At 67.3% G+C, this 19,716-nt stretch carries 16 protein-coding genes; 4 read left to right on the top strand and 12 right to left on the bottom strand.

Annotated features, from left to right (window positions below; genetic code table 11):
- Positions 1–19: 19 nt before the first annotated feature.
- Both ASF96_RS04570 and ASF96_RS04565 read left to right on the top strand, forming a co-directional pair.
- Complete coding sequence (locus ASF96_RS04570) at positions 20–1,114, top strand: type I restriction enzyme HsdR N-terminal domain-containing protein (protein WP_055936365.1); 1,095 nt, start codon at positions 20–22, stop codon at positions 1,112–1,114.
- Positions 1,115–1,413: 299 nt separating this feature from the next.
- Positions 1,414–1,821, top strand: coding sequence for an aldehyde dehydrogenase (locus ASF96_RS04565; RefSeq protein ID WP_235560527.1), 408 nt, complete (start codon positions 1,414–1,416; stop codon positions 1,819–1,821).
- Positions 1,822–1,830: 9 nt separating this feature from the next.
- Here ASF96_RS04565 and ASF96_RS04560 read toward each other — a convergent pair whose 3' ends face one another.
- The gene (locus tag ASF96_RS04560; RefSeq protein ID WP_055936362.1) at positions 1,831–2,043 is read right to left on the bottom strand and encodes a hypothetical protein; all 213 of its coding nucleotides are present in this window, start codon (positions 2,041–2,043) and stop codon (positions 1,831–1,833) included.
- A gap of 1,542 nt (positions 2,044–3,585) precedes the next feature.
- Between ASF96_RS04560 and ASF96_RS04555 the strand changes: the two genes are divergently transcribed.
- Positions 3,586–4,506, top strand: coding sequence for an Ltp family lipoprotein (locus ASF96_RS04555; RefSeq protein ID WP_055936359.1), 921 nt, complete (start codon positions 3,586–3,588; stop codon positions 4,504–4,506).
- A 710-nt stretch (positions 4,507–5,216) separates the two neighbouring features.
- Here ASF96_RS04555 and ASF96_RS04550 read toward each other — a convergent pair.
- Positions 5,217–6,263, bottom strand: coding sequence for a hypothetical protein (locus ASF96_RS04550; RefSeq protein ID WP_055936356.1), 1,047 nt, complete (start codon positions 6,261–6,263; stop codon positions 5,217–5,219).
- 195 nt (positions 6,264–6,458) lie between these two features.
- Between ASF96_RS04550 and ASF96_RS04545 the strand changes: the two genes are divergently transcribed.
- Entirely contained in the window at positions 6,459–6,683 is a 225-nt protein-coding gene (locus tag ASF96_RS04545) for a hypothetical protein (RefSeq protein WP_192013495.1), read from the top strand.
- A 146-nt stretch (positions 6,684–6,829) separates the two neighbouring features.
- On the opposite strand, the gene ASF96_RS04540 is transcribed toward ASF96_RS04545, so the two are convergent.
- The 10 genes from ASF96_RS04540 to ASF96_RS04495 all read right to left on the bottom strand — a co-directional run bounded on the left by ASF96_RS04540 (position 6,830) and on the right by ASF96_RS04495 (position 19,593).
- Positions 6,830–7,087 carry a hypothetical protein gene (locus ASF96_RS04540; RefSeq protein ID WP_055936353.1) on the bottom strand — a complete coding sequence of 86 codons (258 nt, stop codon included), beginning with the start codon at positions 7,085–7,087 and terminating at the stop codon, positions 6,830–6,832.
- 428 nt (positions 7,088–7,515) lie between these two features.
- Positions 7,516–8,574, bottom strand: a complete 1,059-nt coding sequence (locus ASF96_RS04535) for a LacI family DNA-binding transcriptional regulator (RefSeq protein WP_055936349.1) — start codon at positions 8,572–8,574, stop codon at positions 7,516–7,518.
- A gap of 108 nt (positions 8,575–8,682) precedes the next feature.
- Positions 8,683–9,687 carry a Gfo/Idh/MocA family protein gene (locus tag ASF96_RS04530; protein ID WP_082509281.1) on the bottom strand — a complete coding sequence of 335 codons (1,005 nt, stop codon included), beginning with the start codon at positions 9,685–9,687 and terminating at the stop codon, positions 8,683–8,685.
- Positions 9,680–11,476: a beta-glucuronidase gene (gene uidA / locus ASF96_RS04525; RefSeq protein WP_055936343.1), complete on the bottom strand. Its 1,797-nt coding sequence runs from the start codon at positions 11,474–11,476 to the stop codon at positions 9,680–9,682. The genes ASF96_RS04530 and uidA overlap by 8 nt, the downstream gene beginning before the upstream one ends.
- A 55-nt stretch (positions 11,477–11,531) precedes the next feature.
- Positions 11,532–12,842: an MFS transporter gene (locus ASF96_RS04520; protein ID WP_055936340.1), complete on the bottom strand. Its 1,311-nt coding sequence runs from the start codon at positions 12,840–12,842 to the stop codon at positions 11,532–11,534.
- 13 nt (positions 12,843–12,855) lie between these two features.
- Positions 12,856–14,310 carry a glycoside hydrolase family 43 protein gene (locus tag ASF96_RS04515; RefSeq protein WP_055936336.1) on the bottom strand — a complete coding sequence of 485 codons (1,455 nt, stop codon included), beginning with the start codon at positions 14,308–14,310 and terminating at the stop codon, positions 12,856–12,858.
- Entirely contained in the window at positions 14,307–15,134 is an 828-nt protein-coding gene (locus tag ASF96_RS04510; protein WP_055936334.1) for an ATP-binding cassette domain-containing protein, read from the bottom strand. The genes ASF96_RS04515 and ASF96_RS04510 overlap by 4 nt, the downstream gene beginning before the upstream one ends.
- The gene (locus ASF96_RS04505) at positions 15,131–17,053 is read right to left on the bottom strand and encodes a dipeptide/oligopeptide/nickel ABC transporter permease/ATP-binding protein (RefSeq protein WP_082509279.1); all 1,923 of its coding nucleotides are present in this window, start codon (positions 17,051–17,053) and stop codon (positions 15,131–15,133) included. Before ASF96_RS04505 ends, ASF96_RS04510 begins: the two co-directional genes overlap by 4 nt.
- Positions 17,050–17,991: an ABC transporter permease gene (locus tag ASF96_RS04500; protein WP_055936331.1), complete on the bottom strand. Its 942-nt coding sequence runs from the start codon at positions 17,989–17,991 to the stop codon at positions 17,050–17,052. Before ASF96_RS04500 ends, ASF96_RS04505 begins: the two co-directional genes overlap by 4 nt.
- A 51-nt stretch (positions 17,992–18,042) precedes the next feature.
- Positions 18,043–19,593 (bottom strand): ABC transporter substrate-binding protein, encoded by a 1,551-nt coding sequence (locus ASF96_RS04495; RefSeq protein WP_162239400.1) that lies wholly within the window; start codon positions 19,591–19,593, stop codon positions 18,043–18,045.
- Positions 19,594–19,716: the final 123 nt, after the last annotated feature.

Genomic DNA, 19,716 nt, shown 5'->3' with positions numbered 1-19,716 from the left:
ACATTCAATTGGGGGAACAGTGGAGTTTCAGGACCGTCTTACCGCGCTCGCAACCAAGGTGAGCAATCAAGCGTCGGCTATCGGCACCGAGGAAGCAACGAAGAATGCCTTCGTCATGCCCTTCATCTCGACCATCTTGGGCTACGACGTGTTCGACCCGCTCGAGGTTGTTCCCGAGTTCACCGCCGATGTGGGGATCAAAAAGGGCGAGAAGGTCGACTACGCGATCATGCGCGACGCTGAGGTGCAGATCCTCATCGAGTGCAAGGCATCCACGGGCGTCCCCAAGATCGAGCATGCGTCGCAGTTGTTCCGCTACTTCTCGACCACGAACGCTCGGATCGCGGCGCTCACGAACGGCGTGATCTGGCAGTTCTTCACCGACCTCGACGCGCCGAACAAGATGGACGCCAAGCCGTTCCTGGTGCTCGATCTGCTGGATATCGATGACACGCTGATTCCCGAGGTCCAGAAACTCAGCAAGGACAGCTTCGACCTCGACTCGATCATCAGCGCAGCAGAAGAACTGAAATACGTGGGCGCACTCAAACGCGAGATCGCCGGCCAGTTCCGCGAACCTAGCGACGAGTGGATCAAGTTCTTCACCCAGAGGGTCTACGACGGCTCGTACACGGCGAAGGTTCGGGAGCAGTTCACGTCACTCGTGACGAAGGCCTCGCGACAGTTCCTCACGGAGAGCGTCAACGACCGCCTGAAGACCGCACTGGGTGCTGGCGCGGGCGTCGCGATACCACTGTCGGCGGAAAGCACGGCAGTGGTGTCGAGCGAGCCCGCCGCTCAGGCCGACCTCGATCGCGACACAGAGATCGATACGACCCTCGAGGAACTCGAGGGCTATCAAATCGTGAAGGCCATTGCGTGCGGCGAGACGAAGCCTCACCGGGTCACTCATCGCGACGCGAAGAGCTACTTCGCCGTGCTTCTTGACGACAACAACCGCAAGCCGATCGCACGGCTGCATTTCAACGGCCGACAGAAGTACCTGGGGTTGCTCGACGAGCAGAAGGTCGAGACACGTCACCCGATCGACGAACTCGATGCGATCTACGAGCACGCCGAGAGCATTCGCGAAGCCGTCGTCCGGTATCGGTGACGTCGGACCCACACCGCTGGTGTCACGGTGCCGCCCTTGGCTGGTGCTGGATCCGCCCGGTGGAGATGTTCACCGAGATCGTCGAGCGCGACGGCTACTCGGGGCCCAGATCTCGCCTCATTACTCAGGGCTCGGTCGCTTCGCTCGCCCGATCGGTTCGGCATGCGCTCACCTCTCGCTGAGAACTGATCAACCTCCTCCGAGCCCTGTCGAAGATCGCGGCCCCCGGCGTAGCATCGCCGGTACGTCGGAGTCCCTCCGCGGCCTCCGGTCCCTCCGAACCGACGAGAACACGGGAGATGCAGATGGACACGATGGCAATGATGAAGTCGATGGACATGGGCGAGATGACCATGGACATGGATGCCATGCAGGAATGCATGCAGTCGCTGAACGCCTGCGCGATGGCCGCGGCGATGTGCGCCGGCAGCGACATGATGCACGGCCCCGAGATGGCCACGTGCTGCGCGATGTGCTCGAACATGGTCGAGATGGCGCAGGCGACGATGCACATGATGATGCGTCCGGCGGGGATGAACATGGGCGTGATGAGCGCCATGATGACCGCCTGCATGGCCATGGGCAAGGCCTGCGCCGCCGAGTGCCGCGCGCACGCCGACATGGACGAGATGTGCCGCTACTGCGCGATGGCCTGCGACGACATGGTGATGAAGTGCGAGGCGATGATGGCCTCGATGTCTGCGTAGCTTTGGCGTTTACGCGACGCGCGCGGTAGTGAGGATCGCCGACGCGCTGAGGAGTTCCGCAACCGGGTGGTAGGCCACCGGCTCCCCCACCGCGAGGTCGACAGCCGGGCCGACGACCCGCAGGTCTACCGTCGTGCCGTTGAGCAGCGCGACGGTCGCCGTCGTGCCATCGGCGTCGATCACGAGGCCGTCCCACCACGCCGACGGGTTCGAGGCTGCCATGCAGCGCTGGATCGGGTGGACTGTCGACGAGATCGTGCGGGACGTGGCTTCACCTGCCTTCGGAGGGGTTGGTGAGATGAAGCTACGGGATGCCGCGGGGGTGGGCGATCCGGTGCGTATTGGGGCGTAACAACGGCGAGACGAGAGTGGACCAAACCGACATGATGGCGGTGTGGCACGTCTCCGACCGCCGTTTGGTGGGCACCACGCGGCGAGCGCGCTCCCCGGCACCACCGTGCTCAGGCGCCGCCAGCATGTCGAGATCGGGGCGGTTGTTGCGCGACGGCGAGGCCGGAGCGCGCCATTCTGAGGACTAATCACGCCAACTTGACACCGTCCCAGGCCCACGAGCGCTAACTTCCTCGCATCACGCGAAGACGCGGCGAGAACGGGGATCAAGATGCCGACCTACATTGTCAACGAGAACGCTCAAAGCAACGGCGACTACGAAGTCCATGACCAGGCCTCGGCCTACGGTTGCCTGCCCAACTCGTCGAACCAGGTATGGCTGGGTTCCTTCTCCTCCTGCAAGGGGGCAGTGGACGAGGCCAACTCGCCCGGATATAGCCCGGCAAACGGGTGCTTCTACTGCGCCAACAGCTGCCACACCGGCTGACGCCCTAAAACGCCTGGTCTCCGGGCGCAGGCCCAATTGTCAACGCCGCTTCAACGCCTGCCCCAAAGGGGAATGTCACACCCTCCCCCGTCGCGTCGAAGCAGGAGACGGGACCACCAGGCTCATAGAACGTGTCGCCCGCGCGGAGGATCCACCGTAGGGGGGGCGAGTTGAGGCGTCACCCGAGATATGGGTGTGACGATGCCGGTTGCCCTGGAGACGGCGCCGCTGATTGAAGTCTGATTGGACCAGTAGCTGGCCGCAACCTCGGTCCACTCCAAATTACTCGAGGCATAACGGTGCCATCGTTTTCCCGATAGAACTGGAGCGATCCGCCACCGTCGGTCGGCGCACGATGGGCTACTCGATTGCGAAACTCGCGCAAGGCTTCGGTAGTTTTGGACATCCTTCTCAAGGCCGCCAATTCTCAAGGGAGTCTTGATCCTCGTTCGCATGTACCGCTGCAAGTTTTAGAATAATTCTTGCACGAGAGATAGGGGCCTAGATTTTCGCGGGTCGTTTAAGACGCGGGGCGGCTCCCAGGAATGGCGGAAGACCACGCTCGGCCACCGAACCGCGAAGCCGCTGGTAACCCATTACGGGGGTTCTGCGGGTGATGGCGCAGGGATACTCCGCTCTCAAAATCACCTGCCCCTCATCCATTTGGATGAATAGATCCTCCTGAGCGTCTCGGAACCTGACGAGTCGACCGACGCGCCTCTGCTCCGGACTAGTGTTCGACCAATTCTCCTGTGGGGAGCGGGCGGCGTAGCGAACGCTGGGGCGCGTTCACGATGATGCCGCCGAACCGGTGTCCGTGGTCGCTCCTCGGTCGCGCACCTGAACGCCGCGTGCAACGCGCCTGCACAGAGAGAGCCGAGCGCGCGTGCGCTCGTGTCCTATGCCCGAAGAACCGAGGAATCTCCATGACCGATAACACTCCGGCCTACCCCGCAGGCTGGTACGCCGACACCAACGCACTCGGAACCGAGCGCTACTACGACGGCACCGCCTGGACGAACGAAACCCGCCCCGTGCCGATCGGGGCCAGTCCCCTCGCAGAACCTGCCGCCAAGGCACCCTGGTACAAGCGAAAGGCAATCGTCATCCCCGTCAGCGTCCTGGCCGGACTCATCGTCATCGGAAGCATCGGCAGCGCAATGGGTGGAGGAAAGGGTGCCACCACAACAGCCGACACGAAGGCAGTGGCGGCGGCTCCGGTCGTCGAAGAGGACACGGATGCCGCGATCACCGTTCCCGAGACAACGGGTCTGACCGCTAAGGAAGCGGCCGCGCTGATCGAGAACGCGGGACTTCAAGCGGAATTCTCCGCCGACAAGGGGTTCGTCATCGATCGAGACAACTGGACCGTCCTGAGCACGACTCCCGCTTCCGGGGCAGCCGCCAAGACCGGCGACACCGTCGTGATCAACGTCGAGAAGACGGCTGCCGCTGCGCCCTCGACCGCGCCTGAGGCCGCCGCCCCGTCAGCCCCACCCGCGGCCGCTGAGCCCAAGAAGCCCGCATTGACGACGGCGCAATCCAGCGCGGTCCGCTCAGCGAAGTCCTACCTGTCCTTTAAGGGCTTCTCGCGTGCCGGACTCAGCGAGCAGCTGACGAGCGAGTACGGAGAGGGGTTCGCCCCCGAGGACGCCGAGTTCGCCATCGCCCAATTGGAGGCCACCGGCGCCGTCGACTGGAACCAGGAGGCCGCAGAGGCAGCCAAGTCGTACCTGGGCTTCCAGGGGTTCTCTCGCGATGGTCTGTACGAACAGCTGACCAGCGAATACGGAGAGGGATTCACCCCCGAGCAGGCGAACTTCGGCCTCGCGGCCGTCGGCCTGTAAGTCGTGCATGGGGCGGGCATCACGACGCCCGCCCCATGCACCGCGTTCGCCGCATACGTGCGGCTGGGGGCCGCCTCTCCGTGATCAACCTTGAGCACGCGTGGCTGCTGCGGTCGTCGGCGGTGAGGCCAGAGTGCGCCACTCAGAGCACAAATCACGCTAGCGAGACGCCGTCTCAGACCCACGAGCGCCGAACACCCTCGCGGGCATTCCGCGGCGACGCGGCCACTCTCTCACCGCGTCGATGTCGACGCCCGGGCCGGCCATCTATGACCCGCTTATTGTGGCGAGTCGGGTTTGCGCCGCGCCGCGGCCGAGGCCTCCATTACGCCGCATAGCAAGCCGAGCGCGCCTCCGATCATCGTTGCAGCGGCAACGACGGGGCGCGCACTCGCGAAGCTCGCGTATCCCGCCGCAGCACCAATCGCGGCGGGCACCATGGCAACCGCCAAACGCGCCACGGGATGCTGAACAAACGACAGGGTCATAAGAGAGCGGGTCGTCCCCCATGCGATCAGGCCGAGCGCGGCCCCGATAGAAAACCCGGCAGGCCCTGCCCACAGCATCAACCCCCAAGGAGCTGTCGCCACCGATACTTCAGGACTCACGATCGCTAAAGCGGCCAACACCACGCCCCCTGCGCCCGCGACGAAGCACGCTAGGAAAGCTCGCGCGCTCGGGCGCAGGGAGGTGTGCCGCATGACCCGACGCTACAGCGTGCGCTGGCGGATTAGGTTGGCCAGGAAATTGGCCCACGTCTGGCTCGCGATGCGGCGATTTGTTTCGTTCGCGAGCGCACCTCGGTCCTTCCAGATGAGCGCAACGACCGAAATATGCAGCCACCCGGAACGGTCGTTGTAGAAGCGGAAGGAGACCGTAGAGTCAACTCCGTCGAAGTGACCGGGCAACGCGATGAAGTTGAATCCGTCTTTCACGACCGCTGAGACTCGCACCGGTGCCGCGACGTTGATCATGGTGAACGGGCTTGCGTTGAGATTGATGGTCTGACCGACTGATGGGAAGGCTCGCGGCGCGTTCGCAACCGGGAAACTGCAGTTGAAGCACCTTCTCAGCTCAGCCATGACCCGCGACGGCGTGGCCTTCTCCTTGCCGGTGATCAGGTTGAAGGATGCGTGATCTACCGCATAGGTCCAAGCCGGATCCGCCACCACGGGAAAAACTGCGCCGGTGAAATCAACGTGCTGCCGCAGTTCGTTTCCCGTCAGCGTGTAGCGGGTGGGGAGGTATCGCCCCGAGGCATCGATGGCCCAGGGTGCGGCAAGATCCACGATGTATCGATCATTTGAGTCGAGCACCTTGAACGCGTCGCCAACTTGCACGAGGTAGGGATCAAGGACGCCACCCATCTCGTACCTCAGATCGACGACGTCCTCCGCGGTGGGAAACGTCGAGATGATACGTATGCCATCCCCCGTCGCGTCCGTATAGAAGACCGGTGCGGCGGACGACTCGTCACCTTCGACCTCAGCTGAGGGCGTCGACGGCAGGACGACATCCACGGCCTGACCAGAGAGCCCCTCCGGACTCAGCTCAACTTCAGACGCGGCCCCGGCCTGGACCGGATCAGCCTGCTCTTCTCCGTAATGCGCCTCGAGAGCCCCCGCTGTGACCGCGGTGAGAGTGTCGCCTTCGGAAGGTTCGGGCGCCGTATCGGACGCGTAAACGGGCATCGCGACAGATATCGCGAGCGCGCAGGTAATCCCTGCGGTGATGACGACGTTCAATCGACGGCGCATTGGTCCTCCTCGTTGAGGAACACGGCGAGGCCCTTCCTCCCGTGTCGGTGCTCAACACCGAAGCAGGAGACCGCCGATCACTGAGGAGATTTCACTGCAGGGGAGCCCGTATTTCATCCGAGCGGCGCGGATCCCCTCGAGCAGGGCGCGCCTCGCGGCCCCGAGATGACGACGTGCTGCGCGATGTGCTCGAACATGGTCGAGATGGCTCAAGCGACGATGCACATGATGATGCGTCCAGCCGGAATGAATATGGACGTGATGAGCGCCATGATGACCGCCTGCATGACCATGGGCAAGGCCTGCGCCGCCGAGTGCCGCGCGCACGCCGATATGGACGAGATGTGCCGCTACTGCGCGATGGCCTGCGACGACATGGTGATGAAGTGCAAGGCGATGATGGCCTCGATGTCTTCCTGACCCACTTCGGGATCGAAGAACGTCGCCGGTAGCCCGGACGTCAATAGGAAGAAGACCGCAAGCACGGCGATGACGAGAACGGCGACCAGTACGGCGGGAGAACCCTCTCGCTCGCCCTGGGCCATTGGTCTGCCTCCCCTGCGAGGCTAAGCCAAGCGCGCGGTCGTGAGAATCGCCGACGCGCTGAGGAGTTCCGCAACCGGGTGGTAGGCCACCGGCTCCCCCACCGCGATGTCGACGGCTGGGCCGACCACCCGCAGCTCTACCGTCGCGCCGTTGAGCAGCGCGACGGTCGTCGTCGCTCCGTCTGCGTCGATCACGAGGCCGTCCCACCACGCTGACGGGTTCGAGGCTGCCATGCAGCGCTGGATCGGGTGGACTGTCGACGAGATCGTGCGGGACATGGCTTCACCTGCCTTCGGAGGGGTTGGTGAGATGAAGCTACGGGATGCCGTGGGGATGGGCGATCGGCGGCGTAGTAAGGCGTAACGACGCGGGCTCGCTCGACACCAATGCACTGCGCGTTCGGAGCTCTCGGCGCCGCAGAGGCGGGGAAGCGGAGCAGACCAGTCAAACTGACAGTTGACGTTATGCCAGTTGCGTAGCACCCCGGGCATTAGTTCAACGAAGTGTTCGATTTACGCCGCCGCCCCCGACGAAGTGAGCGGTTGCGTGCAGGCCTCCGCGAAGGGTATCTTCCCGACGTTCGGGGCAGAACGTGCATTGTCGCCTTCGAATAATCCTCGACTGAGCCGACGGGCAGCGGGCAGCGGCAGTGGACTTTCCGCTGCCGAACCTTGTTGACACAAGCGCTCGATTAGGGGGCCTTGGTTCAATCTGTCGACGCGGCGATGCCGGTCGAGCCTCGGACGATCAGCGTCGTTGACAGTCTCGTCTGGTCACTGTTCCCGGCGTCGCCGGAGAGACCGGCGAGGAGGTCCTCGACCGCGCGCCGGCCGGCTTCGGCCAGCTGCGCGCGCACTGTTGTCAGCGGTGGCGTGATGAGTTCGCTCCCGAAGATGTCGTCGAAGCCCGCGACGCTGAGCTGCCGTGGAACCTGAATGCCCTGCTCGGCTGCGGCTTGCATGAGGCCCAGACCCATCAGGTCGTTGAATGCGATGACCGCGGTCGGCCTCGCGGCCAGAACTCGCCGAAGCGCCGCCCGCCCGCCGTCGATCGTCGGCACATTCGGACCGATCTCGACGAGAGCAAACCCCAGCCGGTCAGCCTCTTCGAGCATCAGATCGAAGCGGCGATCGCTGATCCACGAGCTCTCCGGCCCGGCGAGGTAGACGATCGAACGGTGCTCGAGCTTCGCAAGATGCTCGAGCAGTTCGCTGACACCCTTCTCGACATTGGGGAGGACGCTGGGGATCCCTTCAACCGCGCGGTTGATAAGCACGACTGGCTTGCGCTCGGCGACGCTGACGATTCTCTCGTCGGAGAGCCGGGTGGTCGCCATGACGATGCCGTCCACAGTGGGAATCAGACGCTCGATGGCTTCAGCTTCCGCCTCGCCCGATTCCTGGGACTCGGCGATCACCAACGTGTAGCCCGCTGCGCTGGCGGCGTGCTCCGCTCCGCGGACGATGCCGAACACGACAGGGTTGGTGATGTCGGCGACGACCAGGGCAAACGTGTGGCTTCGGCCCGTCAAAAGTGCCCGGGCCATGGGGTTGAACCGGAAGTTCAGCTGCTCGGCCGCGGCGCGAACGCGTGCTTCGGTCTTGGCACTGATCCTCCCCGGCTTCGACAGCGCGCGCGAAACTGTCGAGGGCGAGACGCCAGCGAGCTCGGCGATGTCGTAGATCGTCGCAGCTCCCCCACGCCGTTGGAGTCGGGTTGCGAGCTCCGCGGGGATCTCCGGTTCGGTAGCGGTTCCGTCAGGCATGGGTCCTCCAGCGAACGAGCGAGACGAGAGGCATGGAGCGATCATCCCTGTTCGCCACGGACGACGCCAATCTGCACACGCGGGCCGATCTTCCACCGGGCACGTCGTTCACTGTTCCGCATTGGCGAAGATCTGTTGGCGGATGTTGTCGAGGACCCGCGCCGTGGAAAGGGTGGCCGCGGCATCATGCTCTGGATTCTCGCGCGTTCCCGCGGTGACCGCGGCCGCCACCGAACGGATCATCGGCACGTAGCCGTTACCCTCACGAGGTCGAAGAAGCGGGATCGGGTCGCCGAAGAGCGCTCCCTGCGAGCCCGCGTGCACGCGGGCGACGCCGCCCGCCCAGAACATCGCCGGGATCTCGATCCAGCCGGCAGTGCCGCTGATCGAGGCGGACGGGTCGAGGAATTCGAGGACCGAGCAGGCCAGCTGCGATGAGCCACCGTCGAGGTGTCCCAGCGTGATCTGCGCCGCCACGTCGACGCCGTCCCGCACTGCTCCGGTCGCCGTGATCAAGACCACGGGGCCGAGCAGCCACTCGGCGAGGGTCACGGGGTAGATGCCCTGGTCGAGGACCGTGCTGCCGCCGAGATCAGCCCGCCAGCGGCTACCGCCGGAGGGGAACGGCATGCCGAAGGCGCCACGGACGTATCGGGGAATTCCGAGGACTCCGTCGCGCACCTGGCGGGCGACCTCGAGGTGGAGCGGATTGAACTTCATCCACATCGCCTCCATGACGAAGCGGTCGTTCACTGCGGCGATCTCGAAGAGTCGTGCGGAATCGACGGCGCTGGTCGTCATCGGCTTCTCGACGAGGACGTGCTTGCCCGCCTGGAGCGCGCGGGCGGCGAGCTCGAGGTGGGTGGCCGGCGGGGTGGCGACGTAGACGATGTCGATCCCGGGGTCGCCGAGCAGGGCGTCCAGCTCTGTCGTGGAGCGCGGGATGCCGTGCGCGGCGGCGAAGGCCTCGACCGTCTCGGTGCGCCTCCCCCACACCGCGCCGACGACTCCGCCCGCCGCGCGGATGTCGGGGACGAAGGACTCCGAGATGCGGCCCGTGCCGAGTATTCCCCAGCGCAGCGGCGGTGCGTCCGTGCTTGGCTCGCTACTCATCGCTGGACGGCTTCGCGCCGTCGAGTCCGCGCCAGCGCTTGCGCAGCGCCCAGGCGGCGGCCTTGGGCTTGCGGTCGCGGGAGAAGACGCCCTTCTTGTTGCCGTCGACCCGGTGTAGGCCGTTGTCGGTGGCAAAGTCGGCGAAGTTCCAGACCTGCTCGCCGACGAACTGGGGGAAGCGGTCGAAAACGCGGTGGTTGGCGTCGAGGTAGGCGATCTGGTACTCCTCGGTCCAGACGCGGTCCTCCCAGACGGAGTGCAGTCCGGGCTCGGTGTCGGCGCCGTACTCGCTCATCATGATCGGCTTGTCGATGCGGTCGATCCAGCCCTGAATGTCGCCCTCCAAGTAGGCCTGCGCGACGTCGAGCTCGCCGCCGGCGATGTACCAGCCGTAGTAGCGGTTGAGGCTGATCACGTCGAAGAGGTCGATGATCCTGTCGTTCTGGAAGGTCGCGAACATCACCAGCGAGTAGGTGAGCGGGCGGGTCGGATCCAGCTCCCGGGCGAGGTTCACGAGCGGCTCGAAGTACTCGCGGGCGCCCTCCTCGTTGGAGGCGGGCTCGTTGGCGATGCTCCACATTACGACGGAGGGGTGGTTGCGGTCCCGGACGAGCAGCTCGCGCAGGTGCTGTGCGTGCGCGGCCTGGGTGTTGTCGTTGGCGAACTGGTCGGAGAAGGTCGGGAACGGGGGCGTTCCGCTCATCCCGCCGACGACGCCCATGTTCAGGCCGACGGCGGCGGTCTCGTCGATCACGACGATGCCGTGGCGGTCGGCGAACTCGAGCACTTCCTCGGCGTAAGGGTAGTGCGAGGTGCGGAACGAGTTGGCGCCGATCCACTCGAGCAGCTGGAAGTCGTGGACGAGGTAGGCGTCGTCGTGGCCCTTGCCGCGGATCGGGGTGTCCTCGTGCTTGCCGAAGCCGGTGAAGTAGAAGGGCTCGCCGTTGATGAGGAACTCGTGCCCGCGCACCTCGACCGTTCGAACGCCGACCGCTAGCGGGTAGCTGTCGACGACCTCGCCGCCGTCGACCAGCTCGACGGTCAGCTCGTAGAGGTAGGCGGCACCGGGCTTCCACAGCACGACGTCGGCGATCTCGAGGACGCCCTGCCCACCCTCCCCCTCGGCGACGACTGTGCCGTCGGCGTCCTTGAGGCGCACCCGGACATCGGCTCCGCCGGTGGACTCGACGCGGTAGTCGACGGAGCCGGCCGTGCCCTCGAAGTCGGTCACCACGACGACGTCGTCGATGCGGCTCTTCGGCCGGCTGTGCAGCCAGACGGAGCGGGCGAGGCCGGCGTAGTTGAAGAAGTCGTGGAAGTAGACCTGCTTGCGCTTGCCGGTCGCGGTCACGTCGATCCGGCCGGGCGGGATGGTCTCGTTGGTCAGATCGCCGCTCACCGCGACGGTCAGTCGGAACTCGCCGCCGGCGGCGACGTGGTCGGTGATGTCGACGTCGAAGGGCGTGTAACCGCCGACGTGCTCGCCGACGAGCTCGTCGTCGACGTAGACCTTCGCGGCGTGGGTCGCCGCGTCGAAGCGGAGCAGGATGTCGTCCTCGCCCCAGCCGCGGGGCACGCGCACGGTGCGCTGGTAGTAGACCCAACCGACGTGCTTGCGGATCTCCGGGTCGGTGAAGAGGTCGTTGTAGGACGCGGGGACCGCAGCCTCGAGCGGGGTGTGCAGCGTCGCGGTCCACGGCGACTCATCGACGCGGGAGTCGAGCGCGAAGCGCCAGACGCCGTCGAGGTTGACGAGCTCTCGGGTGGGAGTGGGACGGGGCTTCAGCATGCTTGCCTCTCTTCGGGTCGGCACGAAGCCGACGCGGTTCAGTGTGATCGAGCTTTCAGAGGGATCGCGGAGCGATCCGGGACGGTGAGTGGGTCGGCCGGCGGACGGTCACTCCGATGAGTGCACCGCCGAGCAGCGCGAGCGCTGCCGCCGTGAGGTAGAGGGCAGTGAAGTTCTCGCCGCCGCCGAGGGCGAGCACGAGCGGGGCGGCCAGCGGCGAGATCACTCCCGGGATCTTCTGCGCGAACAGGGTGATCGCGGTGTACCGCCCCGCCTGTATTTCCCGGTGCGGGAGGACGTCGAGCGAGAGCGCCTGCCCCACCGCGGAGAACAGCGCGATACCGAGGGAGGAGAGCAGCGAGCCGATCAGGAGCGTCGGCAGGGCGCCGGCCGTGGCGGAAACGATCGAGCCGACGGCGAACAGCGCGGCGCCGGCGACGACGAACGGCCGCCGCACTCCGGTGCGGTCGCTGAGCCAGCCGCCGCCGAGGGAGCCGACCAGCGCCGTACCGATGCTCAGCGCCGAGGTGAGCGCGAGCACGCCCGCGACGTCGGGCACCGCGAGGTCGAGGCGCTGGGCGAAGAAGAACACGGTGAAGCTGGTGGTGAGGCTCAGCCCGACGAAGAAGACGAACCGGCCGATCCAGTTCCACGTGAACTCGGGGAACGCCCGCGGGTCGAAGAAGTAGCTGCCGAGGATCCGACGGAGCGTCATCCGGTCCAGCGGCGCCGGGCCCCGACTGTCAGGATCGGCGGCGAAGCACGCGAACGCACCCGCGAGCAGGACGCCGACGACGGCCGGGATCGCGAAGACCAGCAGGGTCTCGGAGCGGACGGTCCCGACGAGCAGGATGCCAAGGACCGGCGAGATCTGCATCGTAAGTCCCGTGAGCCCGGAGACGGTGCCGCGCTGCTGCGCCGCGAGCCGGTCGGCCTGCCAGTTGCCGATCGAGGCGCCCGCCGTGTTCCAGCCGACCGTCGACAGGATCCACCCCACAGCGAGGACCGGGACGGTCGGCGCGGTCACGAGCACGGGGACCGCGGCGACGCCGAGGGCGATGCCAACCACGGTGAATGGCCGGCGGCGCCCCCAGCGGGACCGAGTCCGGTCGCTGAGCACACCGGTGAGCGGCGCGACGACCAGCGTCGCCGCGGAGCCGACGCCGAGCAGCACCCCGAGCAGATCCGGGCGGCCCGGAGCGAGCTCCTCGAGCCGGACCGCGAGCGAGTAGGCCATCGGCACGATCATCGCCATGCCGGAGCCGAATGTCGCCGCGACCAGCAGCGCGATCGCGAGCCGCCCGACCGGCCGTTGCTCGCCGACGACGCCGGTCTGCGAAGCCGGCGTCGCGGTGCTCCCCCTCATGCGGTCGGGCCTCTCACGCGGCTGCGAGCGTGAACCGGGTCACCAGGGCGTCGGTGCCCAGCGCCTCGACGCCGATCACGCGACCGGTGAAGCCGCCGGCGACCTCGGTCGAGAGGTACCGGCCGTCGAAGGACGCGAGCTCGACGAACCCCTCGGGGCCCTCGGCGCCGAGGACGATCCGGTCGGGACCCTGGCGCTGGCCGGGCTGTCCGCCGAAGGGGTCCGCGCGGAGGACCAGGTGCGCCTGAGCGCCGAGGTCGTCGCGCTCTCCCAGGACCTGGTCGAGCGGTCCGATGACGAGACGGGCGCGAACGCCGCCGCCGACACGCTCCACCATCGCCTGGTGCTCATCGTCGATCCGCACGGTCAGGGAGAGATCGCCATCCGCCGCCACCCGGGCCACCCAGGCCTGCTCGGTCGCGCGCACGGCGAGCAGCCGTTCGGCGGCCGGCGAATCCGGAGCGCGGCCGGCCCGGAGCCGGAGACCGGCGGGAGACGGCGACGCGAACGACGACGGCACCGCGCCCGGCGCGATCCAGCGCGGATCCAGCGACGGCCCGGAGAAGCGCTCGTCGAGATCGGCCGCGCCGGTCGCCGGCGCGAAGCGGCCCTCGACGACAACGGGCCAGTCGTCGACCCAGTCGATACCGGAGAGGAACGTCTCTCGACCGTTGGTGTGCCACTTCGGGAAGGATCCACGCGGGCGGGTGCCGAGATGCACGATCGCCCAGCCGCCGTCGGCCAGCTCGACGAGGTCCGCGTGACCGGTCGACTGCACCGGGTCGGTCGTGCTGCGATGAGTGAGGATCGGGTTCGCCGGGTTCGACTCATAGGGACCATCGGGAGCATCCGCCCGCGCGATCGTAACCATGTGGCCGTGCGCCGTCCCGCCCTCGGCAACCACCAGATACCAGCGGCCGCCGCGGGAGAACACGTGCGGGCCCTCGGCGTGCGCGCCACCGGTACCGCGCCAGATCTCCTTCGGTTCGGAAAGAACCTCCCCCGTCAGCGGGTCGACGACGGCCTGGGAGATGCCGCCGTTCACGACGTCGGACCAGGTCAGCCGGCAGACGCCGTCTTCGTCCCACGACAGGTCAGGATCAATGCCGAGCAGTCCGGTGGTGCGGACCGGTTCGCTCCACGGTCCGGCCGGGTCGTCGGCGTGCACGATCAGGTGCCCGTCGCGGATCTCGTGCAGGTTCGTGGTGACCATCCAGAAGCGACCGTCGTGGTGGCGAAGGGTCGGCGCATAGATTCCGCCGCTGGCGTTCTCGATGCCGGTACGCACCTGGAGCTGCGAGGGTCGGTCGAGGACGCTGCCGAGCTGCGTCCAGGTCGCGAGGTCGGTACTCGTGAAGATCGGGACGCCCGGGAAGTACTCGAAGCTCGAGGTGATGAGGAAGTACTGCTCCCCCGCTCGGCAGATCGACGGGTCCGGGTGGAACCCGGGCAGGGCGAGCGCAGTCATGACGCCTCCTTCAGCGTGATGCGGCGCTGCTCGCGGCGCGCGCTCTGGCGGCGCGGGTCGGCGACCGGGGCCGCCAGCAGGAGACGCCGGGTGTACGGGTGCGCCGGCGTCAGCGTGACCGTGGGCGCATCTCCCGTCTCGACCAGATCGCCGCGGTAGAGGACCGCGACCCGGTGGCTGATGTGCCGGATGACCGAGAGGTCGTGCGAGACGAAGAGGTAGGCGACGCCGGTGGCGCGCTGGATCTCGACGAACAGCTCCATCACCCGCGCCTGGGTGGAGAGGTCGAGCGCCGATACGGGCTCGTCGCAGACGATCAGACGCGGACCGGGGGCCAGCGCGCGGGCGATGGCGACGCGCTGGCGCTGCCCGCCGGAGAACTCGCGCGGCAGCCGCTCGAGGGCGTCGGACGGCAGCTGGACCTGGTCGAGCAGCGTGCGCACGCGGGCCCGGGCGTCCTTGGCGGTCGCGCCCTGGACGACGAGCGGCTCGGCGAGGATCTCGCCGATCGTCATCGACGGGTTCAGCGAGGTGTACGGGTCCTGGAAGACGACCTGGATCTGGTCGGCGATCGCGCGGCGCGCGGCGCCGCGCAAACCACCGATCTCCTGGCCGTTGAAGCGGATGGTCCCGGCGGAGGGCCGGACGAGGCCGAGGACGGCGCGGCCGATCGTGGTCTTACCGGAGCCGGATTCGCCGACGAGGCCGACGGTCTCCCCTGCGGCGACGTCGAGGTCGATGCCGTGCAGGACCTCGACGGGCTTCGCGCGGAAGCCGCGGCCGGGGAAGGCGACGCGCAGGTCGCGGATCTCGAGCAGGCTCACGCCGCACCTCCGGTGGTCGTCGCCGTCACCGGCGGGTCGGTTCTGACGGTGTCCTCGTCGAGGATCGAGTCGAGCAGCATCGCCGTGTAGGGGTGCTCGGGGGCGTCGAAGACGGCCTCGACGTCGCCCTGCTCGACGATCTCGCCCTGGCGCATCACGGCGATGCGGTTGCAGACGTCGGCGACGACGCCGAAGTTGTGGGTGACCAGCAGCACGGCCATGTCGAGCTCGTCCTGCAGGTCGCGCAGCAGGTCGAGGATCTCGGCCTGCACGGTCACATCCAGGGCCGTCGTGGGCTCGTCGGCGATCAGCAGCTTCGGGCGGCTGACGACGGCGCCGGCGATGAGGACGCGCTGCGCCATCCCGCCGGAGATCTGGTGCGGGTAGGAGCGGAAGGTGCTCTCGGGGTCGGCGATTCCCACCCGGGCGAGCAGCGCGATGATGCGCGACCGGGCCTCCTTCTTCGAGATCCCGAGCGCGGCGCGCGCGCCCTCGACGAGCTGCGCTCCCACGGTAAAGGAGGGGTCGAGGTTCGACATCGGCTCCTGCGGGATGTAGGAGATCGCCTTGCCGCGGAAGGGACGCATCTGGGCGTCGGAGAGCCCGATCAGCTCGGTGCCGTCGAAGAGGATGGAGCCTCGGACGACCACCGCCTCATTCGGCAGGACGCCGAGCGTCGCGAACGCCGTCTGGGACTTCCCGGACCCGGACTCGCCGACCAGCCCCATCACCTCGCCCCGGGCCACGGTGAGCGAGACGCCGTGGACCACCTCGTTGAGGGTGCCGTCGGGGCCCGGGTAGGCGATGACCAGGTCGCGGATGTCGAGCAGGGAGCGAGCGGCCCGCTCGCGGTCGACAGCCTCGTCGGCGACGACCCGCTGCCCTCCGCCGATCTTGGCGGGCTTGGGCTTGGAGCCCTCGAGCGCGTCGCGGAGCGAGTTGCCCAACAGGACGAGCGACGCGGTGATAATGCCGAGGCCGATACTGGGCCAGAGGAACTGGGTCGGGGCGATGTAGAGGTTGCGGAAGCCCGACGCGATCATCGCGCCGTAGCTGGGGACCTCAAGCGAGCCCACGCCGAGGAAGGCCAGGCCCGACTGCACGGCGATGGCCGAGCCGAAGAGGAAGGCGGCGGCGATGATGATGGGCCCGCGCACGACCGAGAGCACGTGCCGGCCGAGGATGCGGAGGTTCCCGAGCCCCGAGACGCGCGCCGCGTCGACGTAAAGCTCGTTCTTCACGCCGAGGACGAGGTTGCGGACGATGCGGTAGATACCCGGTGAGAGCAGGACGCCGAAGATCAGCATGGTGGCGCGGTAGTCGCCGCCGGTGACGGGCATCAGGATGATCAGCAGGAGCAGCCCGGGGAAGGTCATGATCAGGCTGAAGACCCACTCGGTGGTCGCCTGCGTCACGCGGCCGAAGTAGCCGCCGATGAGGCCGGCGACCACGCCGATCACGAGAGCGACCCCGGCGCCGATCAGTCCCGCGATGACGGCGGTCTGCGTCGAGAGGATCATCCTGCTCAGGATGTCGCGGCCGGACTCGTCCGCTCCGAACGGATAGCCCGGTGATCCGACGGGAGCGTTGATCGCGGAGAGGCTCGACTCGTTCGCGCCCATCGGTGCGAGCAGCGATGCGAAGACGCCGACGAGGAGGACGATGAGCAAGAGCACGGAGGTGATCAGCGCCTGCGGGTCCTTCAGCAAACGCCGCCAGAGCGACGTGCGAGCGGCGCGGACCTCGGCCGCGATGGTCTGCAGCCCCTCGGTGCTCGGGATCGCGATCGCCCGCGTGAGGGGAGCAGCATCCGCCGAGGCGGCGCCCGCTGCCTGCGAGGTGGGAGTGGACTGCGCCGGAGGGGCGGTCTGCTCGTCGGCCGGGCCGGTCGGGCGGGCGGTGTCGTCGGATGGGGTCATCGGACTCTCGCTTTCGGGTTGAGCCAGCCGTTGGCCAGGTCGGTGACGAGGTTGACCACGATGACCAGGGCCACACCGAACGCCGCGATGCCCAGGACCACCGGGATGTCTCCCTGCAGGGACGCGTTGAACGCGTAGCTGCCGTAGCCGGGGAGGGCGAAGACGTTCTCGATGATGAGGGCGGCGCCGAACATCTGGATGAACTCGAGGGACAGCACGGTCAGGGCCGGGCTGCCGGCGTTGCGCAGGGCGTGCTTGAGCACGATCGCGCGGGTGGGCACGCCGCGGGTGCGCAGAGTGCGGACGTAGTCGCGGCGCAGCTCGTCGATCATCCGGCCACGCACCTGCGCGGCGAGACCGGCGATGCCGCCGATCATCAGGACGATGACGGGGATGACGATGCTGCGGGCCCAGCCCACGGGGCTGTCAGTGAAGGGGGTGAAGCCGGTCGCGGGCAGCCACTTCAGCTGCACGGCGAATATCACGACCAGTCCGATCGCGAGCAGGAGGCCGGGGACGAGGTAGCCGACGAGCGAGATGCCCTGGGCGATCTTGTCGACGATGCCGCCACGCGAGGCGGCCCAGACGCCGAGTGCGGTGGCGATGACGGCGGTGAGGATCAGCGCCGGGACGATGATCGACAGGGTCACGGCCAGCCGCTGCAGCACCGAGGGGCCGACGGGCAGCGAGGTGTAGACGGAGATGCCGAGGTCGCCGCGCAGCAGGTGCAGCAGCCAGTCGGCGTACTGAACGAGGACCGGGCGGTCCCAACCCTTCGAGGCCATCAGCCCGGCGACGTTCTCGGGTGTCGCGGAAGAGCCGAGGATCGTGCTCGCGACGTCGCGGAAGGACGTGCTGAGCAGGAGGAAGGTGATGAAGGTGACCAGGAGGGCGAGGACGATTCCGGCCCCGAGGCGCTTCGCGATGTAGAGGATCATCTGATTCCCATCCCGCGGGGACGGCCGTCACCGGCCGCCCCCGCGTGGCGGTCAGCCTTCGTAGGCGAAGGTTCGGACGGTGGCGGGAGCGCCGCCGTAGTTGACGATGCTGATGCCGTCCGCGGTGGCCCACTTGCCTCCGACGAAGAGGATGGGCGCCTCCCAGGCCTGCTCGACCGCGTAGGCGTTGAGCTCCTTGTAGGTGGGGACCGCGGCGTCGAAATCGACGGTGGAGTTCAGAGTCGCGAACAGGCCGTCGAGGGTCGGGTCGGTGAAGTGCTGCGGGTTGCGGTCGCCGTCGACGCCGTAGTGCGTGAACGCGTCGGCCGGATCGGAGTTGAAGCCCGTGATCTGGTAGGTCAGCCCGAACTCGCCGGACTGCAGCGCCGACTGCGCCTGCTGCGGAGGAACCGCCACCCACTCCAGTCTCAGCCCGATGTCGGTGAACGCCTGCGAGAGCGTCGATTCGATCGTGGTGGTGAGGAAAGTGCTCGGGATCTTAAAGGTGGTCCCGGTGTAGCCGGCCTCCTCGACGAGCGCCTTGCCCTTCTCCGGGTCGTAGGAGTAGGTGCCGTTCAGCGACTCGTCGTAGACATCGCCCGCGGGGTTGAAGATCTGCTCGGTCGGCTGGCCGATGCCGTTGTAGATGCCATTGACGATGCCTTCGCGGTCGAGCGCGTAGTTGATCGCTTGACGGACCCGGACATCACCCAGAGCCGGATTGGTGGTACCCGCACGGTCGAGGATACCGATGTAGCCGACCGCTTGGACCTTCGTGTCCGTGATGGTGAAGCGGCTGGTGTCGAGCTGAGATGCGACCTGCGCCTGCACGGTTCCCGCGTTGATCTCGCCCGCCTGGAGGGCGTTGAGCGAGGCGGTCGGGTCCTGGAGCACGCGGACGGTCACCGAGGGGAACGGGTAGGCGTCGGCGTTCCAGTAGTCGTCGCGCTTCTTCAGGACGTAGGAGGTGCCGGGGACCGACGCCGCGGTGTCGAGCGTGTAGGGGCCCGAACCGATCGGGTCGGTGGCGGTCGAGGAATCATCGAGCGTCTCGGCGTCACCGATGGCGCCGGCGCCGAGGGCGAGCAGCCAGAGGAACTGCGCGTCGTAGGCGGTGAACGAGACCTTCACCGTGAGGTCGTCCTCGGCGGTGATGTCGGAGACGAGGCCGTAGCGCGGCTGGACGATCCCGGGGGTGTTCTTGCTGCGCAGCATTGTCGCGGCGACGGATGCGGCGGTGACGGGGTCCCCGTTGCTGAAGGTCATCCCTTCGCGGAGCTTCAGCGTGAGCTGCGTGCCGTCCTCGTTGTACTCCCAGCTCTCCGCCGCATTAGGGATGAGCTCTCCGGTCGCGCTGTCGCGGGCGAGGAGCGTGTCGAGCACCGAGCCCCAGACCAGCATCTGCTGACCGTCGACCAGCTGCGCCGGATCTAGGGAGTTCGGAGCCGAGACAGCGGCGACCTTGAGGTCGGGGGCAGCGGCGGCCTCGCCGCTGGCGGAGGGCGCGGCGTCGTCGCTCGTGCAGCCGGTAAGGACCAGGGCGCTTGCTGCGAGAAGCGCGAGGGCGGCGGCACCTCGGCGGCGGGGCAGTGGGATAGGCATGGTGTTCATACTCCTTTGGATGAGCGGGTAGGACACCGATTGCGCCAAGGCGGTGATCAGTGGCCGTTTGGCTAGTAAAGCAGGGGTGATACCATTTGACAATCGATTGCCAGATTGGTGGGG

Source organism: Microbacterium sp. Leaf179 (genome assembly GCF_001423785.1).
GTDB lineage: Bacteria > Actinomycetota > Actinomycetes > Actinomycetales > Microbacteriaceae > Microbacterium.
This window is presented reverse-complemented; position numbering and strand designations above follow the sequence as displayed.